Origin of the sequence: Achromobacter sp. PD1, assembly GCF_048541815.1 — a bacterium.
Taxonomy (GTDB): Bacteria; Pseudomonadota; Gammaproteobacteria; order Burkholderiales; family Burkholderiaceae_B; genus Achromobacter; species Achromobacter bronchisepticus_A.
In genome coordinates, this window is the sequence record NZ_CP183349.1 from 4,623,697 (window position 1) to 4,647,655 (window position 23,959).

Consider the following 23,959-nt stretch of genomic DNA (forward strand, 5'->3'; position numbering starts at 1 on the left):
GACGAATTCACAGCTGTCGCGCCTGTTCGCGCAGCAGATACTTCTGGATCTTGCCCGTGGCGGTCTTGGGCAACGGGCCGAACACGAAAGTGCGCGGCACCTTGAAGCCGGCCAGGCGGCCCCGGCAGAAGCTGGCCAGCTCCTCTGCCGTCGCCGCGCCGCCCTCCTTCAGCGTGACGAAGGCGCAAGGCGTCTCGCCCCACTTGGCGTCCGGCCGCGCCACCACGGCGGCTTCCAGTACGGCGGGATGCGCGTACAACGCATCCTCGACCTCGACGGTCGATATGTTCTCGCCGCCTGATATCACGATGTCCTTGGCGCGGTCCTTGATCTGCATGTAGCCGTCGGGGTGCACCACGCCCAGATCGCCGGTGTGAAACCAGCCTCCCGCGAAGGCCTCGGCCGTGGCCTGCGGATTCTTCAGATAACCCTTCATGAGCGTATTGCCGCGCATCATGATCTCGCCCACGGTAACGCCGTCCGGCGGCACCGGTTCCATCGTGGCGGGATCCAGCACGCGGACCTGTTCCATCGTGTGCTTGCGCACGCCGATGCGGGCCTTGAGCGCCGCCTGTTCATCCAGCGGCAGGTCGCTCCAGGCTTCATGCCAGGCGCAACTGATCGACGGACCGTAGCTCTCCGTGAGGCCGTACAGGTGCGTGACGTCTATGCCCAGTTCGTCCATCGCCGCGATGACGGCGGCCGGAGGCGGAGAGCCGCCGGTGAGCACCTGCACCGGCCGGATCGCGCGCCGCTTGATTTCGGGCGGGCTGTTGATGAGCATGCCCAGCACCACCGGCGCGGCGCAGAAATAATCGACCCCATGCGCCTGGATGGCGTCGAAGATGGCGCCGGCCTCGACCCGCCGCAGGCAGACATTGGTTCCCGCCAGCAGCGCGATGGTCCAGGGAAAGCTCCAGCCGTTGCAGTGGAACATCGGCAGGGTCCAGAGGTACACGGCATGCTGGCGCATATCGCAGGCCAAGGCGTTGCCCATCGCATTCAGATAGGCGCCGCGATGGTGGTACAGCACGCCCTTTGGGCTGCCAGTGGTGCCGGAGGTGTAGTTCAGGCACAGCGATTGCCATTCGTCCTCCGGCCACGCAAATTCGGCCGCCGCGTCGCCCATCTCCAGCAGCGCTTCGTAGTTCATTTCGCCGATCGGCTCGCCAGGCCCGCCGTATTCGGGATCGTCGATGTCCACCACGCGGATCCGCCTGCGGGTCTTGGCCAAGGCCTGCGCCATGACGGGCGCGTACTCGCGGTCCGTCAGCAGCACCGCCGCCGCGCCATGCTCCAGGATGAAGGACAGCGTCTCCGCGTCCAGCCGGGTGTTCAGGGCGTTGAGCACCGCGCCCGCCATGGCGACGCCGAAATGGGCCTCGTACAGCGCCGGGATGTTGGGCGCCATCACGGCCACCGTATCGCCGGGCCGCACGCCCAGGCGCGCCAGCCCGCTGGCCAGGCGGCGGCAGCGCGCATAGGTTTCGCGCCAGCTCTGGCGCAGCGCGCCGTGGACGATGGCGGTGCGTTCCGGATAGACCTTCGCCGCGCGCTCGATGAAGGTCAGCGGCGAAAGCGCCAGATGGTTGGCGCTGTTGCGTTCGATATCCTGCGCATGATGGTCGTGGGTGTCGGCGGGCATCGGAGTCTCACAGAAGCGAAACGCTCACCGCGCCCTTCAGGCGTCGGCTAGCGGGGTCAGGCCGCGCAGCGTCGCGCGCAGCAGGGAATCGCTCAGGTCCGCGTCCGCCTGCATCAAGCGCTGCAGCAGGCGGTCGGGACTGTCGCCGGAAGTTTCCAGATGCCAGCCATACAGGTGCAGCCCGTTCAGCACATAGGCATCGTCCAGGCCCTCCAGCACGGCATGCCGGCGCGGCGCGCGCGCGGACGGCGGCAAGGCGTTGTCGGCGCAGTCCGCGACCAGGATGGACGTGGGCCGGGAAAAGTAATCCGCCACCCGCACGCGGGCGTCTTCCAGCCGGCGCAGCGCCGCGGCGTCCAGCGGCTCGTCCGCCAGGCGCACTTTGAGCAGCAGGTTGCGCTGATCGAGTTCGACGATGTGCAGGTCTTTCTCTACCCAGTCCGCATGCACTGGCGCGCTCTTGCGGCGGAAGACTTCCGCGGCCGCCAGCCCCGCTCCCAGGCCTTCGCCGGCAAGCAGCTGCTTGAAGAAGTCCCGTTCGGCCATGGCGCGGTCCAGTTCCTGCAATTCCAGGTCGAGCGCATGGCGCTCGCGCAGGCATTGCGCGCGGCGGGCGTGCAATTGCTCGTCTGCCGGGCCGCGCTGCAGGTCCAGCCACCCCGCCAGACGCACGCCGCTGCGCTGGCCCAGGCGTTCGATGCAGCGGCGCAACTCCTGCAGGAACAGCGCCGAGCCGGCCTCGTCCTGCGCCAGATCGGAGGCCAGCGCCGGGAGCAGCAGCAGGCGGCCCGGCGGTTCGCTGGCATAGCTCGCCAGCGTCATGCCCTGGCCATCCTCGAGGATGCTTGCGCCCGGCGCCTCGGCCAGTGTCGCGCAGGGCTGGAAACAGCGCGCGGCTTCGGTGAAGAGCGTGCGGAAAGGCTCGCCCGCCTGGCGCGGCAGCGCATCGCCATCTATCGGCTGGCTGCGCACCGTCCGCGGCCAGAGCGGATCGGACCAGTCGTAGGGAAGGATGTCCTGCAAGGTGTGCACGCCCACCGTGCGCGGCGCGGGCACCAGCACCGCCAGCGTGCCGCCCGCGGCCAGCAGGCGCTTGAATTGCTCGCGCCAGTGGCGGCTGGTGGCCAGCAGCCATTCCGACGCACCCACGCCCAGCACCGGCGGATCGGCGCGTTCGCAGGCCGCCACCAGCACGGGGTACAGGCCGGCGGGATTCCATATGAGTACGTCCGCCCGGTCCAGCGAGGCGGGCTGATCAAAGGACAGAACGGCATCCAGGCTATGCGGCGCAAGCGCCAGCGCAAGGTCGAGCGTAGAAATATTCATATCGCTAATCCGTACTTGACTTTCGAAATCAATATATCATAAAGTCTAGTTAACTAGACAAATATACAAATCCTATATACATATTCCGGAAACCAGCTGTCATGTCCACTCTTACGAACGTCCGCAGCGAGTCCCCCGTCTCCAGCAGCCCCGTGGCGCTGGACCGCGACTCCCCTCTGCCGCTCTATGTGCAGATCAAGCGGCGCGTGCTGATGATGATCCTGAACTGGCAGCAGGAAAGCGACCGCTTCCACACCGATCACGAACTGAGCGAACAATTCAACGTCAGCCGCATGACGGTGCGCCAAGCCATCCAGGAACTGGTGGACGAAGGCTATCTGCGGCGGGTGCGCGGCTCCGGCACCTTTGTCTGCGCCCCCAAGATCGACGAGCAGTTCAGCCCGGCCATGGATTTCATCGACCAATGGTCCGCCCATGGCCGCCCCCTCAGCCTGCGGGTGCTGCATTGCGCGCAGGAACCTGCCTCGGCCGCCGTGGCGCGCGAACTGGACGTGGCGCCCGGCACGCCGGTCTGGAGCATCCTGCGCCTGCGCACGGTCCAACAGGTGCCGATCTCGATCGACTACCGCTATGTGCGCACCGACCGCATCCCGCACATCGACGCCCGCCAGGCCGAAGCCGGCTCCCTGCTCGAGCTGATCGGCCGTCAGGTCGAACTGGCCTACGGCAACCTCAAGATCGAGGGCGGCGCGGTGCAGGCCGAACATGCCGATTACCTCAGTCTCTTGCCCGGCGATCCGGTCCTGACGCGGCACCTGGTGTATTTCGATAAACAGGACCGGCCGGTCATGTCCGGCCTGTCGCATTACCGCGCGGACCAGGTCCGGTACTCGGTGCGCGTGCCGCTGCTGAACGGCGCAGGCAAGACGGACCAGGTGTCGGACTCGCTCGAGTTCCGCAACCCACCCGGCGCGACGGAGAACTAGACCGCCGACGTTTTCGCTGTTCGTGGAAGTTGCTGCACCCCTCTAATCCCGCATCAGGCACAGGAGTAGCACCATGACTTGCATTAAGACGTTTCTGGAGTTCTCGCGCCGCGCGGCCATTGCGCTGCCGGCCGCCGCGCTGATGCTGGGCATGCACGCCGCCAGCGCGCAGGATACGGTGCGAATAGGATCCATCCTGTCCGTGACCGGTCCCGCCGCCTTTTTGGGCGAAGACATGAAGGCCGGCATGGAAATGGCCATCGACGATATCAACGCCGCCGGCGGCATCGGCGGCAAGAAGGTCGAATGGGTGTTCTACGACGCCGAAAGCCAGACCGCCAAGGCCATCAACGCCACCAAGCGGCTGCTGTCCCAGGACAAGGTGGACATCATCGTCGGCGGCGGCAACATGAGCGGCATCGCCATGGCCATGGTGCCGATGGTGGACAAGGCCGCCACGCCCTTCATCTCCACCGAAGGCTCGATGCAGATCGTGATGCCGGTGGCGGAACGCAAGTATGTGTTCAAGAGCACCGTGGACGACGACCAGGTCATCGACCGGGTGCTGGACTACTTCGACAAAAAGGGCATCAAGCGCGCCGCCCTGCTGGCCGACAACAGCGGCTTCGGCCAGAGCGCCGTCGAACAGATGAAGCGGCTTGCCGCCAAGCGCGGCATCGACATCACGTATGAATCCTTCAACCCCGCCGACACCGACCTGACCCCGCAGCTCACGCGCATCAAGAATGCATCGGTGCAGGCCATCATCTGCTGGACCGTCACCCCGGCTGGCGTGGTGTTCATCAAGCAGGCGCAGCAGCTGGGCCTGGACAAGCTCACGCTGGTGCACAGCTACGGCTTCGTCGACCAGCGCTACATGAAGCTGGCCGGCGACTCGGTCAAGGACCTGCTGCTGGTCAGCGTCAAGTTCCCGGTGGGCCAGGACCTGCCCGACGCCGATCCGATCAAGACGCGCATCATGGATCTCAGCAAGCGCTTCGAGGCCCGCTACAAGCGCAAGCCCAACCAGTTCGTGGCCCAGACCTACGACGCCATCATGCTGGCGCGCGCCGCCCTGGACAAGAGCGGCGGCGACAAGGAAAAGACCCGCGAACAGCTGACCGCCATCACCGGCTACCAGGGCGTGGGCGGGGTCTTCAATTTCTCGCCCCAGCGCCACTCGGGCCTGGATAAGGACGACATCGTCATGCTCGGCTACCGGGACGGGCAGTTCCGGCTGGCCGACTACAAGTAAAGCAGTTCCATCTCCGCAACCTCCACTCACGCGCGCCGCGGGCGCTGCAAACCAGGGAGTGCAGTCATGAACGTAGCAAGCGCCGAGCCGCGTACGATCCTCGACGATCCAGAGAGCATCTTTCCGCTGGATCTGGACACCCGGATCCCCAAGATCCGCGATCTCTACCACCTGGCAACGGTCAAGCAGTGGGACCCGCGCACCGACATCGACTGGCATCTGTTCGACGCTACGCAGTACACGCCCGAGCAGCGCTACGCGGCCCGCCAGTACTGGAGCCGCCGCGCCTGGAGCGAATACGGCGCCATCTCGGAAAGCCCGGCCCTGCAGATCCGCTTCTGCCACGACAAGTGCGAACCCGACCTGCGGCTGTTCTTCACCATCCGCTCGCAAGAGGAAAGCCGTCACGCCGAAGCCTGCTACCGCATGGCCGAAGCGCTGGGCGGCTACATGGAGCAGCCTGCCCAAGCCGCATACCAAGGTTCCGTCGCCACTCATGGCGTGCGCAAGATGGCGCTGGACCCCGAAGTGTCGGTCGAGGCGATCCTTGCCGCGCTGGTCTGCGCCGCCGAGGAAATCGCGTTCGACGTCTTCCGCCACCTGGTCGAGATCACCCGCGACCCCGTCGCCAAGCAGATCTGCGCCCGCATCATGCGCGACGAGGTGCGGCACTGCGCGTTCGGCTGGCGCTTTCTCGACCACCGCATTCCGCAGATGTCCGCCGCCGAAATCAAGGTGGTGGAAAACGCGGTGATCAACATGATGGAAAAGGTCGAGCTCAACGGCTATCACAGCGCCTGGCTGGCGCCCGACAACCCGGCCTCCCGCGCCGAAATGGAAGTGGACCGGCTCACCTGGGAAGCCGGCCTGGGCTCCACGGTTGAAGAACTGGAAAAACCCCTGTTCGTTGAAACGGTGCAGCGCGTGCGCCGCCAGATGGAGCCCTGGGGCGTGCACCTGCCCCTGCTGCACCACCCGAAGATCGGCGAATTCTGAATCCGAGGACCCGTCATGAACGCAGCTACGACCAGAATTCCCGTTGAGCGCCGCTTCCCGCTGACGCTCAAGCAGTCCATTACCTCGATCCGCGAACTGTACGAAACCGGCAAGCAGCAGCGCTGGGCGCCGGAGACCGATATTCCCTGGGCCAGCCTGGACCTCGGCGCGCTCGATGCGCGGGTTCGCGACGCGGCCCGCCTGACCTGGAGCCGCCGCGCCTGGGTGGAATACGCGGGCCTGAGCGAAACGCCGGCACTCCTGGTGCGCCTGTGCCTGGAGAGCGGCCGCGAGTCCGACCCCAAGTACTTCCTCACCGTGCGCAACACCGAGGAAGCCTGGCAGATCGAGTGCTTCCACCGCTACGCCACGCTACTGGGCGGCTACCTGAACCGCCCGCCCAGTCCGCAGCAGGAAGCCATCTTCAACCAGTGCCGGCATCGCCAGGTGCTGGATGCCGCCTGCAATGCCGACGCCTTCTTCGCCACGCACGCCGCGGTGGAAGACGGCTTGGAGCTGGAACTGTTCCGGGCCTACCTGGAGAACGCCCGGGAACCGGTTGCGCGCCGCATCCTGGAACAGTGCGTCCAGGCGAAGGAGCGCCATGCCACCTTCGGCTGGCTCTATGTGGCCGAGCGCGCGGCAGCCTGGTCAGACGCTGACCGCGCCGCCGTGGCCCAGGCCGTGTCGGGCTATCTGAACGATATCGAACTGCGTGGCTATCACTGCCCCTGGCTGGCGGAACCCGACGGCCCCGAAAGCCAAGCCAGCGCGCTGACGGCCGAGGCCGGCCTGGGCGCCGCGTCCGCCGACCGGGAGTACGAGGTCCTGTGGTCGTATCTGGAGACGGTGACGCGGCGCCTGGCCGAGTTCGGCGTCGAACTGCCGGGCATCGCGCTTTCCACGCGCCGTCCCAACTGAGCCGGCGCCGGGGCCTTGCCATGGACATGTCCGCGCAAATCATCCAACTGCTGGTCGCCGGAATCACCACCGGCAGCATCTACGCCATCGTGGCGGTGGGATTCAACGTCATCTTCAAGAGCACCGACGCCATCAACTTCGCCCAGGGCGAATGGGTCATGATGGGTGGCATGGTGGCGGCGGCCTGTTACGCGGTCGCCGAACTGCCGTTATGGCTGTCCTGCCTCGCGGCGGTGGCCCTGGTGGCCTTGGCGGGCGGCCTGTCCGAACGCCTGGTGATCCATCCGCTGAAAAAACCCGCGCCCTTGCTGGTGACGCTGCTCAGCATCGGCCTGGCCATCTGTACCAAAAGCCTGGTGATGCTGGGGCTGGGCAAGACCCCCATGGGCTATCCCGCATTTTCCGGCGACGCTCCGGTGCCGTTGGCCGGCGCGCAGATTCCGCCGCAGAGTTTCTGGGTGATGGGGGTGGCGCTGCTCTTCATGCTGGGCACGCACTTCTTCTTCGAGCGCACGCTGCTGGGGAAGACCCTGCGCGCCACGGCCATCGACCGCGATGCAGCCGCCCTGGTCGGCATCAACGTGCGGCGCTCGGTGACGGTGGCCTTCGTGCTGGCGGCGTTGGCCGGCGGCATCGCGGGCGTGATCATCGCGCCGCTGACCTTCACGTCCTATGACCACGGCACCATGCTCGGCTTCAAGGGCTTCAGCGCGGCGATGCTGGGCGGCCTGGGCAGCCTGCAAGGCGCCTTGCTGGGCGGCGTGCTGCTGGGCGTGATCGAAGCGCTGGGCGGCGGCCTGATTTCCTCGCAGTACAAGGACGCGCTGTCTTTCATCGTGCTGCTTCTGGTGCTGTTCTACCGTCCCCAGGGCTTGCTGGGCAAAGCCGAAATCAACAAGGTCTGAAGGGGGTGACGATGAAATCCGAAATCCATCCGCCCGGGGACGGCGCGCGCCACGATCTGCGCATCCTGCTGGCGCTGTGGGGCCTGTTCCTCCTGTTTCCGCTGGTGGCGCCGAACAGCTATGCCGTGGGTCTGGCGGTGACGTTCAGCATCAACCTGATGCTGATCGCCAGCCTCAACCTGTTGATGGGCTACTGCGGACAAATCTCCATGTGCCAGGCCGGCTTCTTCGGCCTGGGCGCCTATGTCAGCGGCGCCTTGTCGGCCAAGTACGGCCTTCCCGCGCTCGCCTCCATCCCGGCCGCGCTGGCGATCGCAAGCACGGCGGCGCTGTTGATCGCCCTGCCCGTGCTGCGGCTGCGGGGGCACTACCTGGCAATGGCAACGCTGGGATTCAACGCCATCCTGTCCGTGCTGTTCGTCGAATTGGTGGACTTCACGGGCGGCCCCAACGGCCTGTCGGGGGTTGAGCCCATCACCATCGCGGGCTATGCCTTCGATACCGACCGGCGCTTCTTCTACCTGGCCTGGGCCGCGGGCCTCTTGCTGATGTGGGGCTTCCTCAACCTGACCCGCTCGCGCATCGGCCGCGCCATGATCAGCGTAGCCGGCAGCGAGGTCGGCGCGGCCAGCCTGGGCATCAACACCTATGCGCTCAAGGTGGCGGTATTCGTGCTCTGCGCCGCGGTCGCGGCCCTGGCGGGCACGTTTTATGTCCACTTCAACCAGTTCGCGTCGCCGGAAACCTTCAGTTTCTCCGCGTCGGTGCTGCTGCTGGTCATGGTCGCGGTCGGAGGCTGGGGCAAGTACTGGGGACCGCTGTTCGGCGCGCTGGTCTACACCGCGGTGCCGGAACTGCTGCGCGCCTTCCACGACGTGGAGCTGCTGCTGTTCGGGCTGGGCATGATCCTGGTCCTGATGTTCTTCCCGGGCGGGCTGGCGGGGCTGGCGCAGCGGCTGTGCCGGCGCTCCGCAAGCCTGCCGGCTTCCCCTGTTGCGGCAACGAAGGGAAAGGTGCGCCATGGCTGATCACGATTTCCTGTCGGTGCGGGACCTGGGCATCAATTTCGGCGGACTGGCCGCGCTTGCCGACCTGTCCTTCGACCTGAAACAAGGGCAGATCAAGGGCCTCATCGGCCCCAATGGCGCGGGCAAGAGCACCTTGTTCAACATCGTCGCGGGCCTGCTGCTGCCGGGGAGCGGCGACGTACGCTTTCGCGGCCGCTCGGTGCGGGGCCTGCCGCCGCACCAGCGCGTCAGGCTGGGCATCGCCCGCACTTTCCAGAACCTGCAGATCTTCAAGGACTTGACGGTGCTGGAGAACGTCATGGTGGGCTGCCATGCGCGCTTCGGCTCCGGCCTGTGGGCCTGCATGCTGCGCACGCCGCGCCAGCGCCGCGACGAACGGCAGATGCGCGACATCGCGATGCAGCGGCTGGAACAGCTGCATCTGGCCCGCCACGCCGATGTGCTGGCCGCGGACCTGAGCTTCGGCCAGGCCAAGATCCTGGAAATCGCCCGCGCCCTGGCCGCCGATCCCACCTTGCTGCTGCTGGACGAACCGGTCGCGGGCGTGCCGCATGCCGAAGTGGCGCAGGTGGCCCAGGTCATACGCGAAGTGAACGCGAGCGGGGTGACCGTGCTGCTGGTCGAGCACAACATGAGCTTCGTCATGCAGCTGTGCGACGACATCCTGGTCCTGAACTACGGCCGCAAGATCGCCGAAGGCCAGGCCGACGCGGTGCGCGTCGATCCCCTGGTCCTGAAGGCCTATCTCGGGGAGGACATGCCCGATGCTTGAAATCACCAACCTGTGCGCCTCGTATGGCGCCGGCGACGTCTTGCGGGAAACCAGCCTGGAGATTCCCGCCGGGCAGATAGGCTGCCTGCTCGGCGCCAACGGCGCCGGCAAGACCACCGTCATGCGCAGCCTGAGCGGCCTGCTGCGCCCCCTGCGCGGCAGTGTGCGCTTCGAAGGCGAAGCGATAGAGACGCTGTCGGCGGACCGCATCGTCGACCGCGGCATCGTCCTGGTGCCCGAAGGCCGGCGCGTGTTCGCGCCGCTGTCGGTCAGCGAAAACCTGGAAATGGGCGGCTACAAGCTGCTGAAGCAACGCCGTCAGTCGGAATTCCGCCGCAATCTGGACTTCGTCCTGGACCTGTTCCCGCGGCTGTCCGAACGCGCCCGCCAGGCTGCGGGAACGCTGTCCGGCGGCGAACAGCAGATGGTCGCGATCGGCCGGGCCCTGATGAGCAGCCCGCGCCTGCTGATGCTGGACGAACCTTCCATGGGCCTGGCGCCCCTGGTCGTGAAGGACATCTTCCTGTCGCTGCGGCGGCTCAAGCAGGAAGGGCTGACACTGTTCATCGCCGAACAGAACGCCAGGCTGACCTTGAGCGCCGCGGACTACGGCTACGTGCTGCAGGAAGGCCGGGTGGCGTATTCGGGCAGCGCCCAGGCGCTGCGCGACGATACACGGGTACAGGCTGCCTATCTGGGCGCCTGACAGGAGACAGGTGAAGCGATGACATGTTCTTCCCAGGAGCAGGCGATCGATCCGGAGCAGGAAGCGCAGTACAACCTGCGCGCCCGGCATCCCGAACGCGAGGAGATCTACTTTACCTATGCGCGCCGCAGCGCGGACACGCGCCGCCGGCGCGAGGCGCGCCTGGACCTGCGCTTCGGCGAACGGCCCTCGAGCGTGCTGGACCTGTTCGTTCCCGACGTGCCAGCGCCGCCGCTGCTGGTCTTCATCCATGGCGGCTATTGGCGCGCGCTGGACAAGCACGGCTTTTCATTCATCGCCGACGAGTACCTGGCGCGCGGCGTCGCGGTGGCGCTGCCCAACTACACGCTGGCGCCGCACGCAAGCGTCTCCGCGATCGTCGACGAAGCCTGTACCGCCGTCTCCTGGCTGACCGCGCAGGGCGAACGCCACGGCTACGACGCCAGCCGCATCGTGCTGTCCGGCCACTCCGCGGGCGGGCACATGGCCGCCCGCGCGCTGTGCCGCGACCTGGTTCCCGCACTGGCGGGCAGGATACGCGGCTATGTGGGCCTGAGCGGCCTGTTCGATCTTGAGCCGCTGCTGCGCACTTCCATCAACCGCGATCTCCACATGAGCGCGGCCGAAGCCCGCAGCCTTGGGCTGTACCAGCGCGCCGCGCTGTACGAAGTGCCCATGGTGTTCGCGGCCGGCGCCCTGGAAACCGAGGGCTTTCGCGGGCAAAGCCGGGACTTCTCGCAGCATTGCGCCAGCCATGGCTACGCGGTCGAAAACCTGGTGGTGCCGCAGCGCAACCATTTCGATCTGTTGACCGATTTCGCGGGCGGAAGCTATCCGCTGTTCAACAAGACGCTCGATCTGCTGCTGCCCGGCGCGGGCCGGGCCTGATCTTTCACGAGGAGTCCTTATGGCAGGCCAACCACTCAATCCCGCGGGCGTCTGCGCCCCGCTGGGCCCCTATAGCCAGGGCGTGCTGACCGAAGGCGCCGGACGCTGGCTGCACATTGCCGGCCAGGTGGGAGTATCGTCCGAAGGCGCGCTCGCCCAGGGCTTCGAAGCCCAGGCCCATGCCGCCTGGCGCAACATCCAGGCCATGCTGGAGGCCGCGGGAATGCATGCGGGCGATCTGGTCAAGGTCGTGACCTACATCACGGACGAGAGCCAGCTGCCGCTGCTCGGCCCCGTCAGGCTGGCCTATCTGGGCGAGGCCCGCCCCGCCGCGACGCTGGTCGTGGTGCGCGCCCTGGCCCGGCCCGAGTGGCTGATCGAAGTGGAAGCGTCGGCGTACAAGCCTGCCTGACCCGCGCGGCGGCATCGCCCGAAGGAGAACAAGCATGTTCGAGGACCTACGCAACAAGCGGGCCCTGGTGACCGGCGCCTTCGGCGGCCTGGGCGCGGAGTTCGCGCGCACCCTGTCCGCGGCGGGCGCGCATGTGGCCCTGGCCGGACGCAGGCTGCAGGCCGGCGAGCAACTGGCCGCGGAGCTGGCCGCCCCCGACCGGCGGGCATGCGCCATCGCGCTGGACGTGACCCGGCCCGACAGCGTCGCCAGCCTGTTCGATGCCGCATCCGAGCGCCTGGACGGCGCCATCGACATCCTGGTCAACAACGCCGGCGTCACGGCCACACGGCCGGCGCTGGAACACACCGAAGCCGATTGGATGGACGTGATCGACGTCAATCTCAACGGCACCTGGCGCGTGGCGCAGGCAGCCGGGCGCCACATGCAGGCGCACGGCGGCGGCAGCATCATCAACATCGCCTCCATCCTCGGGCTGCGGGTGGCCCAGCAGGTGCCCGCCTACGCCGCCTCCAAGGCCGCCCTGATCCAGCTGACGCAGGCCCTGGCGCTGGAATGGGCGCGCCACGGCATCCGCGTCAATGCGCTGGCGCCGGGCTACATCGAAACCGACCTGAACCGCGAATTCTTCGCCAGCGACGCGGGGCAGGCGCTGATCCGGCGCGTGCCGCAGCGCCGGCTCGGGCAGGCGCGGGAGCTGTCGGCTCCCCTGCTGCTGCTGGCTTCCGACGCCTCTTCCTTCATGACCGGGTCGGTCCTGGTGGTGGACGGCGGACATCTCATTTCCACGCTTTGACTCCGGGACGCAACATGGACTTCAGCCTCACGCCAGAAATCGAAAGCTATCGCCGGCGCATCAAGGACTTTGTCGAGACGCATATCCTGCCGGTGGAGGCGGACCCGTCCTCCTACGACGAACACGAGAACATCCGCGAGGAAGTCTTGCAGCCGCTGCGCCGCCGCGCGCGCGAAGCCGGGCTGTGGGCCCTGCAGATGCCGCGCGAACGCGGCGGCCAGGGCCTGTCGCGCGTCGGCATGGCGGCCTGCTATGAAGAAATGAACGTGTCGATCTTCGGGCCGGTGGTGTTCAATAGCGCGGCGCCCGACGACGGCAACATGATGGTGCTGGAAAAAGTCGCCACCGAGGCGCAGAAGGCGCGCTGGCTGCAGCCCATCGTGGATGGCAAGGTGCGCTCCTCGTTCGCCATGACCGAACCGCATCCGGGCAGCGGCTCCGACCCGTCCATGATGCGCACCACCGCCACCCTGCAGGACGGCAAGTGGCGGGTGCATGGCAAGAAGTGGTTCATCACCGGCGCGGGCGTGGCGCAACACTTCATCCTGATGGCCAAGACCTCGGACGATCCGCGCAAGGGCCTGACGGCCTTTCTCTTCGACGCGGACCAGCCCGGTTGGCGCATCGAACGGCGCATCCCCATCATGGGTCCGGAGGAACACGGCGGCCATTGCGAACTGGTGTTCGACGGGCTGGAGATCCCCGACGAGAACCGCCTGCTCGGCGTGGGCGACGGCCTGAAGGTCACGCAGATCCGGCTGGGGCCCGCGCGGCTGACGCATTGCATGCGCTGGCTGGGGCTGGCCCGCCGCTCCCTGGCGATCGCGCGCGACTACGTCGCAACCCGCCAGAGCTTCGGCACCGCGCTGGCCGAACGCGAAGGCGTGCAATGGATGCTGGGCGAATGCGCCATGGCGATCGAGATCGGCCGCCTGCTGACGATGCGCGCCGCGGTCGCCTTGGACCAGGGCAGCTACGCGCGCAAGGAGGTCTCGATGGCGAAGATCGTCGTCTCCGAAACGCTGCACAAGGCGGTCGACACCGCCATCCAGCTGACCGGCGCGCGCGGCTATTCGCGCGATACGGCGCTGGCCTGGATCTACCGCTACGCGCGCCAGGCACGGCTGGTCGACGGCGCCTCGGAAGTGCACAAGATGGTGCTGGCGCGGTTCCTGATGGACGAAGGCGACGACTTCTGGCATTGGCAGGCGCAGGACCCGGCCGGGGCGCAATCGTGACGGGCGCGGCAGCGGACGTCCTCGACGGCCAGGACGCGCTGGCCGCCTATCTGGTGCGCGCGGGGTATGCGGGGCGGGCGGAGGAAGTGGCGTTGCGCCGCCTGGCCGGCGGCCAGTCGAATCCGACCTACGTCGTAACCACAGGTGGCGGCCAGTACGTGTTGCGCAAGCAGCCCGCGGGCAAGCTGCTGCCCTCGGCGCACGCCATCGACCGCGAGTTCCAGGTCATGCGGGCGCTGGCGCGCAGCGAGGTGCCCGTGCCGCGCATGCTGGACTATTGCGCCGACGGCAGCCTGCTCGGCACGCCGTTTTACCTGATGGACTACGTGCAAGGCCGCAGCTTCGTCGACCCGAGCCTGCCGGGGCTGGACCGGGCCGAACGCGGCGCCATCTACGCGGAAACCAGCCGCGTGCTCGCCGCCCTGCACGAGTTGGACTACGCGGCGCTGGGCCTCGAAAGCTATGGCCGTCCCGGCAACTATTACGCCCGCCAGATCTCGCGCTGGACGCGGCAATACCGCGAAAGCCGGCCGGCGGCCGACCTGCCCGCCATGGAATCGCTGATCGACTGGTTGCCCCGCAACATTCCCGCCAGCGACGAGACCCGCCTGGTGCATGGCGATTTCCGGCTGGACAACCTGATCTTCCATCCCACCGAGCCCCGCGCGCTGGCCCTGCTGGACTGGGAGCTTTCCACCCTGGGACACCCGCTGGCGGACCTGGCCTATTACTGCATGTGCTGGCGCGTATCGCCGCAGCTATGGCGCGGCGTGGCCGGATCCGATCTCGGCGCGCTGGGCATCCCCACCGAAAGCGAGGCCGTGGCCGCGTATTGCCAGGCGCGCGGGCTGGCGGGCGTGTCCGACTGGGGCTTCTACCTGGGCTACAGTTTCTTCCGCATGGCCGCCATCCTGCAGGGCGTTGCCGCGCGCGCCTCGGGCGGCAACGCCGCGGCCGACGACGCCCAGAGCATGGGCGCCAAGGTGGAACCGCTGGCCGAGCTGGGGTGGGAGTGCGCGCGCAACGGCGGCGCGGCCTGAAAGGCCGGTTCAAAGGGCCGGTTCAAAGGGCTGGCTTGAAGGACCAGCTTGAAGGACCGGGTCGAGAGGCCTGGTCAACGCGGCGGGCGCCAGCGGGCTGGCGTCCGCCGCGCAACCGCTCTATAACCTGATAATCGCGTCGGCGCGGCAGCCGGACGCCCCTACCTCCTCCGCTTCCATGACCCAGACCTGCTCCCTGGCGTTGCAACCCGCCACCGAAGACGACCTGCCCTTCCTGCTTACCCTGCGCAAGACCACCATGCAGGAACACCTGCAGCGCGCGGGCGCGCCGCTGGATGACGACCACCACCTGGCCCGCATCCGTTACCGCTTCGAGGACGCCCGCATCGTCTGGCTGGACGGCCGGCCCGCCGGTCTGTTCAAGCACGGCCGCGACCCGGCCGGCTGGCGCATCGTGCAGATCCAGATCGACCCCGCCTTCCAGGGCCGCGGGCTGGGCCGCCGCCTGCTGGAAGGCGTGCTGGACGAAGCCGACGCCGAAGGCGTCCCCGTCACCCTGAGCGTGCTCAAAGGCAACCCTGCCCGGCGTCTCTACGAAGCGCTGGGCTTCATCCCCGTGGAGGAGACCGACCTGGAATATGAAATGCGTCACGAGCCCGGCGCGGTCCGGCCGGCCGGCTGACCCTTTGCAACTTCTTTCAGCCCGGCTGGAATAAAGCCGGGACCGGCAGCGTCTGTAGGGGGCAGTCTCCCAATTTCCCTATCTACGTACGAGGCACACCATGCGCAAACACATCGCCGCAGCCCTGGCCATCTCCGCCGCCGCCCTGTTTTCGGCCGGCGCCCAGGCCCAGGCCGTCAAGACCCAGGACGGCGTGCTGGTCAACAGCGCCGGCATGACGCTTTACACCTTCGACAAGGATGCCGGCGGCAAGAGCGCCTGCAATGACCAGTGCGCCAAGATCTGGCCGCCCGTCATGGCCAGCGCCGACGCCAAGCCCATGGGCGACCTGACCATCATCACCCGCGACGACGGCACCAAGCAGTGGGCCAGCAAGGGCAAGCCGCTGTACACGTTCTCCAAGGACGCCAAGGCGGGCGACAAGACGGGCGACAACTTCAAGGAAATCTGGCACGCCGCCAAGCCCTGATCCGGTGTCCGCCATCCAACGCAGCAATCCATGCGCGCCGAAGACGAAGCCCTGATCCTGGCCTGCATCCCCAGCCTGCGGCGTTACGCCCGCGGGCTGACGGGCGACCCCCATCGGGCCGACGACCTGGTCCAGGACACGCTGGAGCGCGCATGGAGCCGCTATTCGCGATGGCAGCGGCGCGGCGAGTTGCGCGCCTGGATGTTCGGCATCATGCATAACCATTTCATCGACGGCGTGCGCGCCAGCAGCCGGCGGCCCGAACAGACCGCCCCGGGCGACCTGCCCGACGCCCCGGTGCGCGCCACGCAGACCGACCACCTGGAGGTGCGCGACCTGGACCGCTGCCTGCAAGCCCTGCCCGCCGAACAGCGGGAAGTGCTGTTGCTGATATGCGTGGAAGACCTGTCCTATCAGGAAACCGCCCGGATACTGGACGTGCCGATGGGCACGGTCATGTCGCGCCTGTCGCGCGCGCGCGAGAAGCTGGGCGCGCAGATGCAGGCGCGCGACACCGTCAGCAGGCTCCATCGCGTGAAATGACATGAACGAGAAACGCCTCCATGCGGTGCCCGGCGCGGGCACCCCGATTACCGAAGCCGACCTGCATGCCTATGCGGACGGCCAGTTGCCGCCCACGCGCCATGCCGAGGTCGAGGCCTTCCTGGCCGCGCATCCGCAAGACCAGGCCCGCGTCGACGAATGGCGCGAGCAACGGCGCCTGCTGCACGCCATGCTGGACCCGGTGCTGGACGAACCTCTGCCGCTGCGCCTGCCCCTGGCGCGGCCCGCGAACCCCTGGCCCTGGCGCGCCCTGGCCGCCTGCGTGGCCATCGCCGCCGTCAGCGCCAGCGCCGCCTGGATCACCCGCGGCGCCATGGACGCCCGCCAACTGCAGGCGACGCTTGCGACTGCCGCGCCCGAGCGCATCGCGGGCGGCTATGCCCAGCGCGCCGCCATCGCCCACGCGGTCTACGCGCCCGACATGGGCCGGCCCGTGGAAGTCGGCGCCGACAACGAAAAAGGCCTGGTCACCTGGCTGACCAAGCGCATGGGCGCGACCATGCGCCCGCCGTCGCTGTCGCAGGCCGGCTATGAGCTGGTGGGCGGCCGCCTGCTGCCCGGCGGCGCGGGACCTGTCGCGCTCTTCATGTACGGCGCGGCCGACGGCCAGCGCCTGACGCTGTACGTCACCCGCGAAGCCGCGGGCGGGCAGACCGCGTTCCAGTTCACCCAGGAAGGCCCGGTGCGGGTGTTCTACTGGGTCGAAGGACAGTTCGGCTACGCGCTGTCCGGCGCGGTCAGCCGCGACGAGCTGCTGCGCGTGTCGCAGGAGGTCTACCAGCAGTTGCAGGACTAGTCCGGCGACGCCACGCCTTGCCCGCCAGCGTGCTCGCGCGCCTGGTGCAGCATGTGCAGCGTGATCTTGCGGACCTCGGCGCGGCTCATGCCGATGTGCGAACGCAGCATGCGCGCCGCCTCGTCGGCGCGGCGGGCCAGCACGGCCCGCAGGATCGCCGCGTGTTCGTCGTAGGTGGCGTCCACGCGGAAATCCTTGGTGAAGTCCAGCCGCCGCACGATGCGTATCTTCTCGGTCACGTCGCGATGGATCTGCGCCAGCTCCGGGTTCCCGGCCGCCGCCACCAGCGAACAATGAAAGGCCTCGTCCAGCTGCGCCACCAGCCGGCCGTCCAGGACCCGCTGCCGCGGCGGCGTCAGCCACACGTCTTTCAGTGCGCCCAGGATGCCGGCCTGGTCCATGTGCTCGCGCGCGCACAGCCGTTCCACGGCAGCCTGTTCCAGCACCACGCGCACGTCGTACAGCGCCTCGAAGCGTTCGAAGTCGAAGGGCCGCGCCTGCCAGCCGCTGCGCGGACGCGGCAGCACGTAACCTTCGCGCTCCAGCCGCGCCAGCCCCAACCGCACCGGCGTGCGGCTGACGCCCAGCCGCGCCGCCACCTCGGCCTCGGTGAAGCGCTCGCCCGGCAGCAGGCGGAAGTCGAACAAGTCGTCTTTCAGGCGCTGATAGACCTGATCGGCCAGCGAGCCGGCCAGGGCCGGCGCCTGGCGGATGGCCGGAGCGGCCTGTGCGGATTCCAGGCGCATGCTCAGGCCACGGGGCAGGTCGCGTCTTCGGCCAGCACGATGAGCGGATCGCCCGCGTTCACCGGTTTGCCGGGCATGCAGCGGATCGCAACCACCGTCCCCGAGGCCGGCGCGATGACGGACAGCTCCATCTTCATGGCCTCGACCACCACCAGCGTATCCCCGGCCGATACGCTCTGGCCCACCTGCACCGGGATCTTCCAGATGTTGCCGCACATGTCGGCGCTGACCAGGCTTTCGCCTTCGCGCAACGCCGCCTCGGCTTCGGGTTCGCGCCCAGCGGCCGCTTGCTCCACCGCCGCGTCCTCGCTTTTCCACAAGGCCACCTCGGCGTCGAAGGCGCTCTTCTGGCGCGTCTGGAACGCGGCGATGCTGTCGGCCTCTTCATCCAGGAAACGCTGGTGCGCGGCGAAATCGAACACCTCTTCCTCGATGCGGACCGTGGCCCGGCCTTCGCGGAAGTCCTCGCGCAGCACATCGAGTTCGGCTTCCGTCACCGGATAGAAGCGCACCTGATCGAAAAAGCGCAGCAGCCAAGGCTTGCCGTCCTGGAACACCGGATTCTTCAGGAACTTGTTCCAGATGGGCAAGGTGCGTCCGACCAGCTGATAGCCGCCGGGCGAATCCATGCCGTAGATGCACATGTAGACCCCGCCTATGCCTACCGTGCCTTCCGCCGTGTAGGTGCGCGCCGGGTTGTACTTGGAGGTCAGCAGACGGTGGCGCGGATCTATCGGCACCGCGCAGGGCGCGCCCAGATACACGTCGCCCAGCCCCATGATCAGATAGCTGGCGTCGAACACGATGTCGCGGACCTGCTTGCGGCTGGCCAGGCCGTTGATGCGCTGGATGAAGTCCACATTGTTCGGCAGCCACGGCGCACTGGCGCGCACGGTTTCCTGGTAGCGCTGCACCGCGCCCAGCGTGGCCGAGTCCTCGAATGCCATGGGCAGATGGACCACGCGCGTAGGCACCTTGAGCGTGGCCACGTCGGCCAGGCCCGCCTCGATTCGCAACAGCCGTTCTATCAGCGCGCCCTGCAGGATGACGCGGCTGTCGTAGCGGATCTGCAGCGAGCGCACGCCCGGGGACAGCTCCAGCACGCCGGCGATGGGATCGGCGTCGAGCGCACCCATCAGCAGATGGATGCGCATGCGCAGCGCCAGGTCCAGCACGTTGTCGCCGTATTCCAGCAGCAGGTAGCCGTCGCCCGCCTGGCGGTACGAGACCGCGGGCCGCGCGCCCTGCGCCGGCAGCGCCGCCACGATGGGTTCCGCCACGGCGGCTGGCGCCGCGGCTTGCGCGGGCTGCGCGGGCGCCGCCAGTTCGGCCACGCAACGGTCCTGCGCCGCCTCCAGCGCCACCGCCTGCTGATAATCGATGCGCACGAAGCGGATCCGGTCGCCCGGCTTGACCTGCCCGACCTTCCACAGTTCCGCGCGGGCGATGGTGACGGGGCAGACGAAGCCACCCAGGCTGGGACCGTCGCGCGTCAGGATGACGGGGCTGTCGCCGGTGAAGTTGATGCTGCCGATGGCGTATTCGCAATCGTGGATGTTGGACGGATGCAGGCCGGCCTCGCCGCCGTCCTCGCGCGCCCAGGTGGGCTTGGGGCCGATCAGGCGCACGCCCAGCCGGTTGGAGTTGTAGTGCACTTCCCAGTCCGCGGCGAAGAAGGCTTCGATGGCTTCGGGCCGGAAGAAGTCCGGCGCGCCATGCGGGCCGTAGAGCACGCCGATTTCCCAGGTGTTGCCGTAGGCTGGAATCAGCGCGGCGGGCGCCGCCTGCGGCTCGGACTCGGGCGCGGCGGCGTCATCGGCAAGCTCGGGCCGGATCAACGGCAGCATGTCGCCCACGCGCAGCGTGCGGCCCGCATGGCCGCCGAACTGGCCCAGCGCGAAGGTGGAACGGCTGCCCAGGTAGACCGGCACGTCCAGGCCGTGGCGCACCGCCAGGTAGCTGCGGCAGCCCGACAGCGCGCGGCCGGTGGCCAGCACCTGGCCCGAACGCACCGCCACCGGCGTCCACATGGGCACGGGTTCTCCGTCCAGCGTGGCGGCGCAGGTCGCGCCCGTCAGCGCCACGACGGCATCGCCATGAAAGCGCAAGGTCGGGCCGACCAGCGTGGCCTCGATGCCCGCGGCGTCGGACGCGTTGCCGACGATGCGGTTGGCCATGCGGAAGGCATAGTCGTCCATCGGCCCCGAGGGCGGCACGCCGATGTCCCAATAGCCCACCCGCCCCGGATAGTCCTGCACGCTGGTGTAGGTGCCGGCGGCCAGCACCTCGATCGCCGCGGGCCGGTAGGCGAAACTCTCCAGAAAGCGCGTAGACAGGTCGCCTGCGCGAAAACGCGCGTCACCCACGATCTGTCGCAGATAGTCCAGGTTGGTGGCAATGCCGTGCAGGCGTGTGCGGGCCAGCGCGTGCGCCAGCTTGTCCAGCGCGGCCTCGCGCGTATCCGCATGCACGATCAGCTTGGCCAGCATGGGGTCGTAGAACGCCGGCACCTCGGTGCCGGTCGCGACCCAGCCGTCCACCCTCACCCCTTCCGGAAAGAACACCTCGGTCAGCACGCCCGGCGAAGGTTGGAACTGGCGCAACGGATCTTCGGCATACAGGCGCACCTCGATCGAAGCGCCTTGCGGCGCGCGCGACATCGCGGCGTAGTCCAGCGGTGCGCCCGCGGCCACGCGCAGCATGCACTCCACCAGATCCAGGCCGGTGACGGCTTCCGTCACGGGGTGCTCGACCTGCAGGCGGGTATTGACCTCCAGGAAATAAAAGCTGTCGCGCGCCGGGTCGTAAATGAATTCCACCGTGCCAGCCGAACGGTAGTTGACCGACTCGCCCAGCCGCACGGCGGCGGCGTGCAGCGCCTGGCGCGTGGCGGCGGGCAGCAGCGGCGCGGGCGTCTCTTCGATGACCTTCTGGTTGCGGCGCTGCACCGAGCAATCGCGCTCGCCCAAGGCCAGCACGCGGCCGGCGCCATCGCCGAAGATCTGCACCTCGACGTGGCGCGCGTTGTCGACGTAGCGCTCGATAAAGGCGCCGCCGTCGCTGAAGAAATGCTCGCCCATGCGCTGCACGCTATCGAAGGCCGCGGTCAGCTCGGCCTCGTTGTCGCAGCGCGAAAGTCCGATGCCGCCGCCGCCCGCCGTGCTCTTCAGCATCACCGGATAGCCGATGCGTTCGGCCTGCGACAGCGCGGCGCCCAGGCTGTCCAGCAGGCCGGTGCCGGGCGTCATCGGCACGCCGGCCTCGGCCGCCAGTTCGCGCGAACGGTGCTTCAGGCCGAACTCGCGGATCTGCAGGGGCGTAGGGCCGACGAACGCGATGCCGGCGTCCTCGCAGGCCTGCGCGAACTCGGCGCTTTCGGACAGGAAGCCGTAGCCGGGATAGATGGCCTGCGCGCCATGCTTGCGGGCGGCCGCCAGCAACAGGTCCATGCGCAGGTAGCTGTCGGCGGCCTTTTCGCCGCCCAGCGCCACGGCCACGTCGGCCGCGCGCACGTGCGCGGCATTGCGGTCCGGGTCGGAGTAAACGGCCACGCTGCGGATGCCCAGCCGCTTGAGGGTGCGGATGGCGCGGACGGCGATCTCGCCGCGGTTGGCAATCAGAACGGTATCGAACACGGTGCGACTCCCTGGTGTCTTGCGGGGGTTATCGAAAGCGGAGATCAAGCCAGGCTGGCCAGATAGGCGCGCCAGCCGCCAAACTCCGTGATGTCGCGCGCGCCCTCCAGCCCGCGCGGCTCGCAAATGAAGCCCTTGACCTGGCGGCCATCCGCCAGCTCCAGCGTGCCGATGCCCAGCGGCGCGGGGATCTCGGCCACGAAGGCGCCGAAGGCAGCCAGCGGCACATCCCAGAGTTCGACCTCGATGGGCGCGCCGCTCGCGGACTTCACCAGGCCGGGCTTGGGCGGCGTGGTATTGGCCAGGGCATACAGGCGGTAGTCGTCCGAGGTGCGCGCCGCCTCGACGAACACGGCGCGGCGCGAGGTCAGTTGGTGGTTCAACGGCATGCCGCGCAAGTGCGCGCCCACCACCGACACCCGCACCGTGTCGCGCGCGGGCGGGGCCGCATGCCCGGCCGTGGGCAGCGGCGCGCCGGTGGCGCCCAGCGGCAGCGCCAGGCGCGCCTGCCACTGGCGTCCGAACTGCGCCAGCGCGTGGTCCTGCCAGGCCATGCCGATCAGCGTGATGCCTGCGGGCAGGCCGTCGCCGCGCATGCCCGCAGGCAGCGCCAGCGCCGACAGGTCGGCCAGGTTGGTGAAGTTGGTGTAGGTCCCCAGCCGCGAATTCAGCGTCACCGGATCGGCTTCGAGCTGGGCGATGGTGTAGATCGAAGGCGTCGTCGGCACGACCAGCGCATCAAAGCCCGCCAGCGCCTGATGGATGCTGCGCGTCAGCTCGGCGCGCCGGTACTCGGCCTTGAACGCGTCCAGCGCGCTGTAGTTGGCGGCCTGTTCGACGATGCCGCGCACCACCGGATGGATGGCGTCAGGGCTCTGCTTCCACAACGCTTCCACGGCGGCAAAGCGCTCGGCCACCCAAGGCCCTTGATACAGCAGCGCCGCCAGCTCGTTGAACGGCGTGAAGTCGATGGGTTCGACCGTTGCGCCGCCCGCCTTAAGGTCGCTCACGGCCTGGTCGAACGCCGCCGCTGCCTGCGCATCGCCAAAGAACTCCAACTGCGCGGGAATCGCCAGCCTGGGTTGCGCCGGCCAGGGATGTCCGCTGCCCACAGGCTGGGCGCGCGAATAGGGATCGCGCGCATCCCAGCCTGCCGCAATGTCGGCCACCAGTTCGGCGTCGTCCACCGTCAACGCGAACACCGACACGCAGTCCTGCGTGCGGCAGGCCGGCACCACGCCTGCCGCGCTGAGCCTGCCCTTGGTGGGCTTGAGGCCGACGATGTTGTTGAAGCCTGCCGGCACGCGGCCCGAGCCCGCCGTGTCGGTGCCCAAGGAGAAAGCGGCCAGGCCGCGCGCCACCACGGATGCGGAGCCCGAACTGGAGCCGCCGCTGACGTAGTCCGGATTGAACGTATTAGGCACGGCGCCCAGCGGCGAACGCGTACCCACCAGTCCGGTGGCGAACTGGTCCAGGTTGGTCTTGCCCACCAGGATGGCGCCGGCCGCGCGCAGGCGGCGGACCACGGTCGCATCTTCCTCGGGCGTATACGCGAACTCAGGGCAGGCCGCCGTGGTGGGCCAGCCGGCGGCGTCGATGTTGTCCTTGATGGCGAACGGCACGCCGTACAGCGGCAGCCGCGTCAGGTCGCCGTTGGCCGCTTCCAGCAGCCCCTGCAGGGCATCGAGCTGCCGCACCAGCAGGGCGCCGTCCACGCGCTTGATCCAGGCCGTGTCCGGCGGGCTGCCGCGTTCGGCCCAGGCCGCCAACAAGGTCTCGGGCGTGGCGCCCTCGTTGCGATAGGCGGCCTGCCACTGCGCGATCGTCCAGGCGACGGGGCCTTTGTGCGTTGCTACGGCGTTCATGCTGGAATCCTTTCTTGTATACAAGTACGGATTCCCAAGCAATCGGCGTGCCATGTTGGCCGCCGCTGCGCGCACGCCCCTGTTCCCTGCGGCAACGCGCCGCTTGCGGCCTGAAGCCATCACGGCGGCGCGGCACGCGCGCACCGCCAGCGGGCGGCGCCCGCACCCATGTTGTGCATACGGCACCAGATCGGCCCCAGCCCGCTCCCGCGCTGTTATCGCCGGCGTCCGTCTTGTTTTCCCCCCTTCATATAGCGAACCGCGCGTAGGCGCGCAGCTGGCATGCCTTTTGCTTTTAGGTCTTCGTTGTCGTGTGTTTTCAGATCGTTCTCGCCGGCACGGCCGGCCCATTCCATTCAGGAGTCA

22 protein-coding genes are annotated in these 23,959 nt (G+C 68.2%); 17 read left to right on the forward strand and 5 right to left on the reverse strand.

The genetic code is table 11. The features are described from left to right. Nucleotides 1-7: 7 nt before the first annotated feature. Complete coding sequence (locus ACM1PE_RS21795) at nucleotides 8-1,645, reverse strand: acyl-CoA synthetase (protein ID WP_059377871.1); 1,638 nt, start codon at nucleotides 1,643-1,645, stop codon at nucleotides 8-10. Between the two features lie 36 nt (nucleotides 1,646-1,681). After that, nucleotides 1,682-2,971 carry a hypothetical protein gene (locus tag ACM1PE_RS21800; protein WP_419340901.1) on the reverse strand — a complete coding sequence of 430 codons (1,290 nt, stop codon included), beginning with the start codon at nucleotides 2,969-2,971 and terminating at the stop codon, nucleotides 1,682-1,684. Nucleotides 2,972-3,072: 101 nt separating this feature from the next. Here ACM1PE_RS21800 and ACM1PE_RS21805 point away from each other — a divergent pair, with 101 nt between their 5' ends. The 17 genes from ACM1PE_RS21805 (at nucleotide 3,073) to ACM1PE_RS21885 (ending at nucleotide 17,347) form a co-directional block, all read left to right on the forward strand. Further along, nucleotides 3,073-3,918 carry a GntR family transcriptional regulator gene (locus ACM1PE_RS21805; RefSeq protein WP_059377868.1) on the forward strand — a complete coding sequence of 282 codons (846 nt, stop codon included), beginning with the start codon at nucleotides 3,073-3,075 and terminating at the stop codon, nucleotides 3,916-3,918. Between the two features lie 73 nt (nucleotides 3,919-3,991). Then, nucleotides 3,992-5,173 (forward strand): ABC transporter substrate-binding protein, encoded by a 1,182-nt coding sequence (locus ACM1PE_RS21810; RefSeq protein ID WP_059377866.1) that lies wholly within the window; start codon nucleotides 3,992-3,994, stop codon nucleotides 5,171-5,173. A gap of 66 nt (nucleotides 5,174-5,239) precedes the next feature. Next, nucleotides 5,240-6,169, forward strand: a complete 930-nt coding sequence (locus ACM1PE_RS21815) for a ferritin-like domain-containing protein (RefSeq protein ID WP_059377863.1) — start codon at nucleotides 5,240-5,242, stop codon at nucleotides 6,167-6,169. A 15-nt stretch (nucleotides 6,170-6,184) separates the two neighbouring features. Continuing rightward, on the forward strand, nucleotides 6,185-7,090 hold the full coding sequence (locus tag ACM1PE_RS21820) for a hypothetical protein (RefSeq protein ID WP_059377861.1): 906 nt from the start codon (nucleotides 6,185-6,187) through the stop codon (nucleotides 7,088-7,090). A 26-nt stretch (nucleotides 7,091-7,116) separates the two neighbouring features. After that, complete coding sequence (locus ACM1PE_RS21825; protein ID WP_251881025.1) at nucleotides 7,117-7,995, forward strand: branched-chain amino acid ABC transporter permease; 879 nt, start codon at nucleotides 7,117-7,119, stop codon at nucleotides 7,993-7,995. A gap of 11 nt (nucleotides 7,996-8,006) precedes the next feature. After that, entirely contained in the window at nucleotides 8,007-9,023 is a 1,017-nt protein-coding gene (locus tag ACM1PE_RS21830) for a branched-chain amino acid ABC transporter permease (protein WP_059377856.1), read from the forward strand. Beyond that, nucleotides 9,016-9,795 carry an ABC transporter ATP-binding protein gene (locus tag ACM1PE_RS21835; protein WP_059377849.1) on the forward strand — a complete coding sequence of 260 codons (780 nt, stop codon included), beginning with the start codon at nucleotides 9,016-9,018 and terminating at the stop codon, nucleotides 9,793-9,795. The genes ACM1PE_RS21830 and ACM1PE_RS21835 overlap by 8 nt, the downstream gene beginning before the upstream one ends. Beyond that, a complete protein-coding gene (locus tag ACM1PE_RS21840; RefSeq protein WP_059377847.1) occupies nucleotides 9,788-10,501 on the forward strand; it encodes an ABC transporter ATP-binding protein in 714 nt (237 codons plus the stop codon). Before ACM1PE_RS21835 ends, ACM1PE_RS21840 begins: the two co-directional genes overlap by 8 nt. Before the next feature lie 18 nt (nucleotides 10,502-10,519). Continuing rightward, a complete protein-coding gene (locus ACM1PE_RS21845) occupies nucleotides 10,520-11,389 on the forward strand; it encodes an alpha/beta hydrolase (protein ID WP_059377845.1) in 870 nt (289 codons plus the stop codon). Nucleotides 11,390-11,408: 19 nt separating this feature from the next. Continuing rightward, entirely contained in the window at nucleotides 11,409-11,801 is a 393-nt protein-coding gene (locus tag ACM1PE_RS21850) for a RidA family protein (RefSeq protein WP_088142360.1), read from the forward strand. Nucleotides 11,802-11,835: 34 nt separating this feature from the next. Beyond that, the gene (locus ACM1PE_RS21855) at nucleotides 11,836-12,597 is read left to right on the forward strand and encodes an SDR family NAD(P)-dependent oxidoreductase (protein ID WP_306635820.1); all 762 of its coding nucleotides are present in this window, start codon (nucleotides 11,836-11,838) and stop codon (nucleotides 12,595-12,597) included. A 14-nt stretch (nucleotides 12,598-12,611) separates the two neighbouring features. Beyond that, entirely contained in the window at nucleotides 12,612-13,835 is a 1,224-nt protein-coding gene (locus tag ACM1PE_RS21860) for an acyl-CoA dehydrogenase family protein (RefSeq protein ID WP_118933790.1), read from the forward strand. Beyond that, the gene (locus ACM1PE_RS21865) at nucleotides 13,832-14,875 is read left to right on the forward strand and encodes a phosphotransferase (protein WP_059377828.1); all 1,044 of its coding nucleotides are present in this window, start codon (nucleotides 13,832-13,834) and stop codon (nucleotides 14,873-14,875) included. Before ACM1PE_RS21860 ends, ACM1PE_RS21865 begins: the two co-directional genes overlap by 4 nt. Nucleotides 14,876-15,053: 178 nt before the next feature. Beyond that, the gene (locus ACM1PE_RS21870) at nucleotides 15,054-15,518 is read left to right on the forward strand and encodes a GNAT family N-acetyltransferase (RefSeq protein WP_054451612.1); all 465 of its coding nucleotides are present in this window, start codon (nucleotides 15,054-15,056) and stop codon (nucleotides 15,516-15,518) included. 100 nt (nucleotides 15,519-15,618) lie between these two features. Further along, on the forward strand, nucleotides 15,619-15,987 hold the full coding sequence (locus tag ACM1PE_RS21875; RefSeq protein ID WP_059377825.1) for a hypothetical protein: 369 nt from the start codon (nucleotides 15,619-15,621) through the stop codon (nucleotides 15,985-15,987). Nucleotides 15,988-16,017: 30 nt separating this feature from the next. Then, nucleotides 16,018-16,530 carry an RNA polymerase sigma factor gene (locus ACM1PE_RS21880; RefSeq protein WP_419340908.1) on the forward strand — a complete coding sequence of 171 codons (513 nt, stop codon included), beginning with the start codon at nucleotides 16,018-16,020 and terminating at the stop codon, nucleotides 16,528-16,530. Nucleotide 16,531: 1 nt separating this feature from the next. Further along, nucleotides 16,532-17,347 carry an anti-sigma factor family protein gene (locus ACM1PE_RS21885; protein WP_419340910.1) on the forward strand — a complete coding sequence of 272 codons (816 nt, stop codon included), beginning with the start codon at nucleotides 16,532-16,534 and terminating at the stop codon, nucleotides 17,345-17,347. On the opposite strand, the gene ACM1PE_RS21890 is transcribed toward ACM1PE_RS21885, so the two are convergent. The 3 genes from ACM1PE_RS21890 to atzF are packed head-to-tail and all read right to left on the reverse strand — an operon-like array spanning nucleotide 17,344 to nucleotide 23,593. After that, nucleotides 17,344-18,093, reverse strand: coding sequence for a GntR family transcriptional regulator (locus ACM1PE_RS21890; protein ID WP_419340912.1), 750 nt, complete (start codon nucleotides 18,091-18,093; stop codon nucleotides 17,344-17,346). The genes ACM1PE_RS21885 and ACM1PE_RS21890 overlap by 4 nt on opposite strands. A 2-nt stretch (nucleotides 18,094-18,095) precedes the next feature. Further along, nucleotides 18,096-21,728 (reverse strand): urea carboxylase, encoded by a 3,633-nt coding sequence (gene uca, locus ACM1PE_RS21895; protein WP_419340914.1) that lies wholly within the window; start codon nucleotides 21,726-21,728, stop codon nucleotides 18,096-18,098. Nucleotides 21,729-21,772: 44 nt separating this feature from the next. Next, nucleotides 21,773-23,593 (reverse strand): allophanate hydrolase, encoded by a 1,821-nt coding sequence (atzF, locus tag ACM1PE_RS21900; protein WP_419340916.1) that lies wholly within the window; start codon nucleotides 23,591-23,593, stop codon nucleotides 21,773-21,775. Between the last annotated feature and the right edge of the window lie 366 nt (nucleotides 23,594-23,959).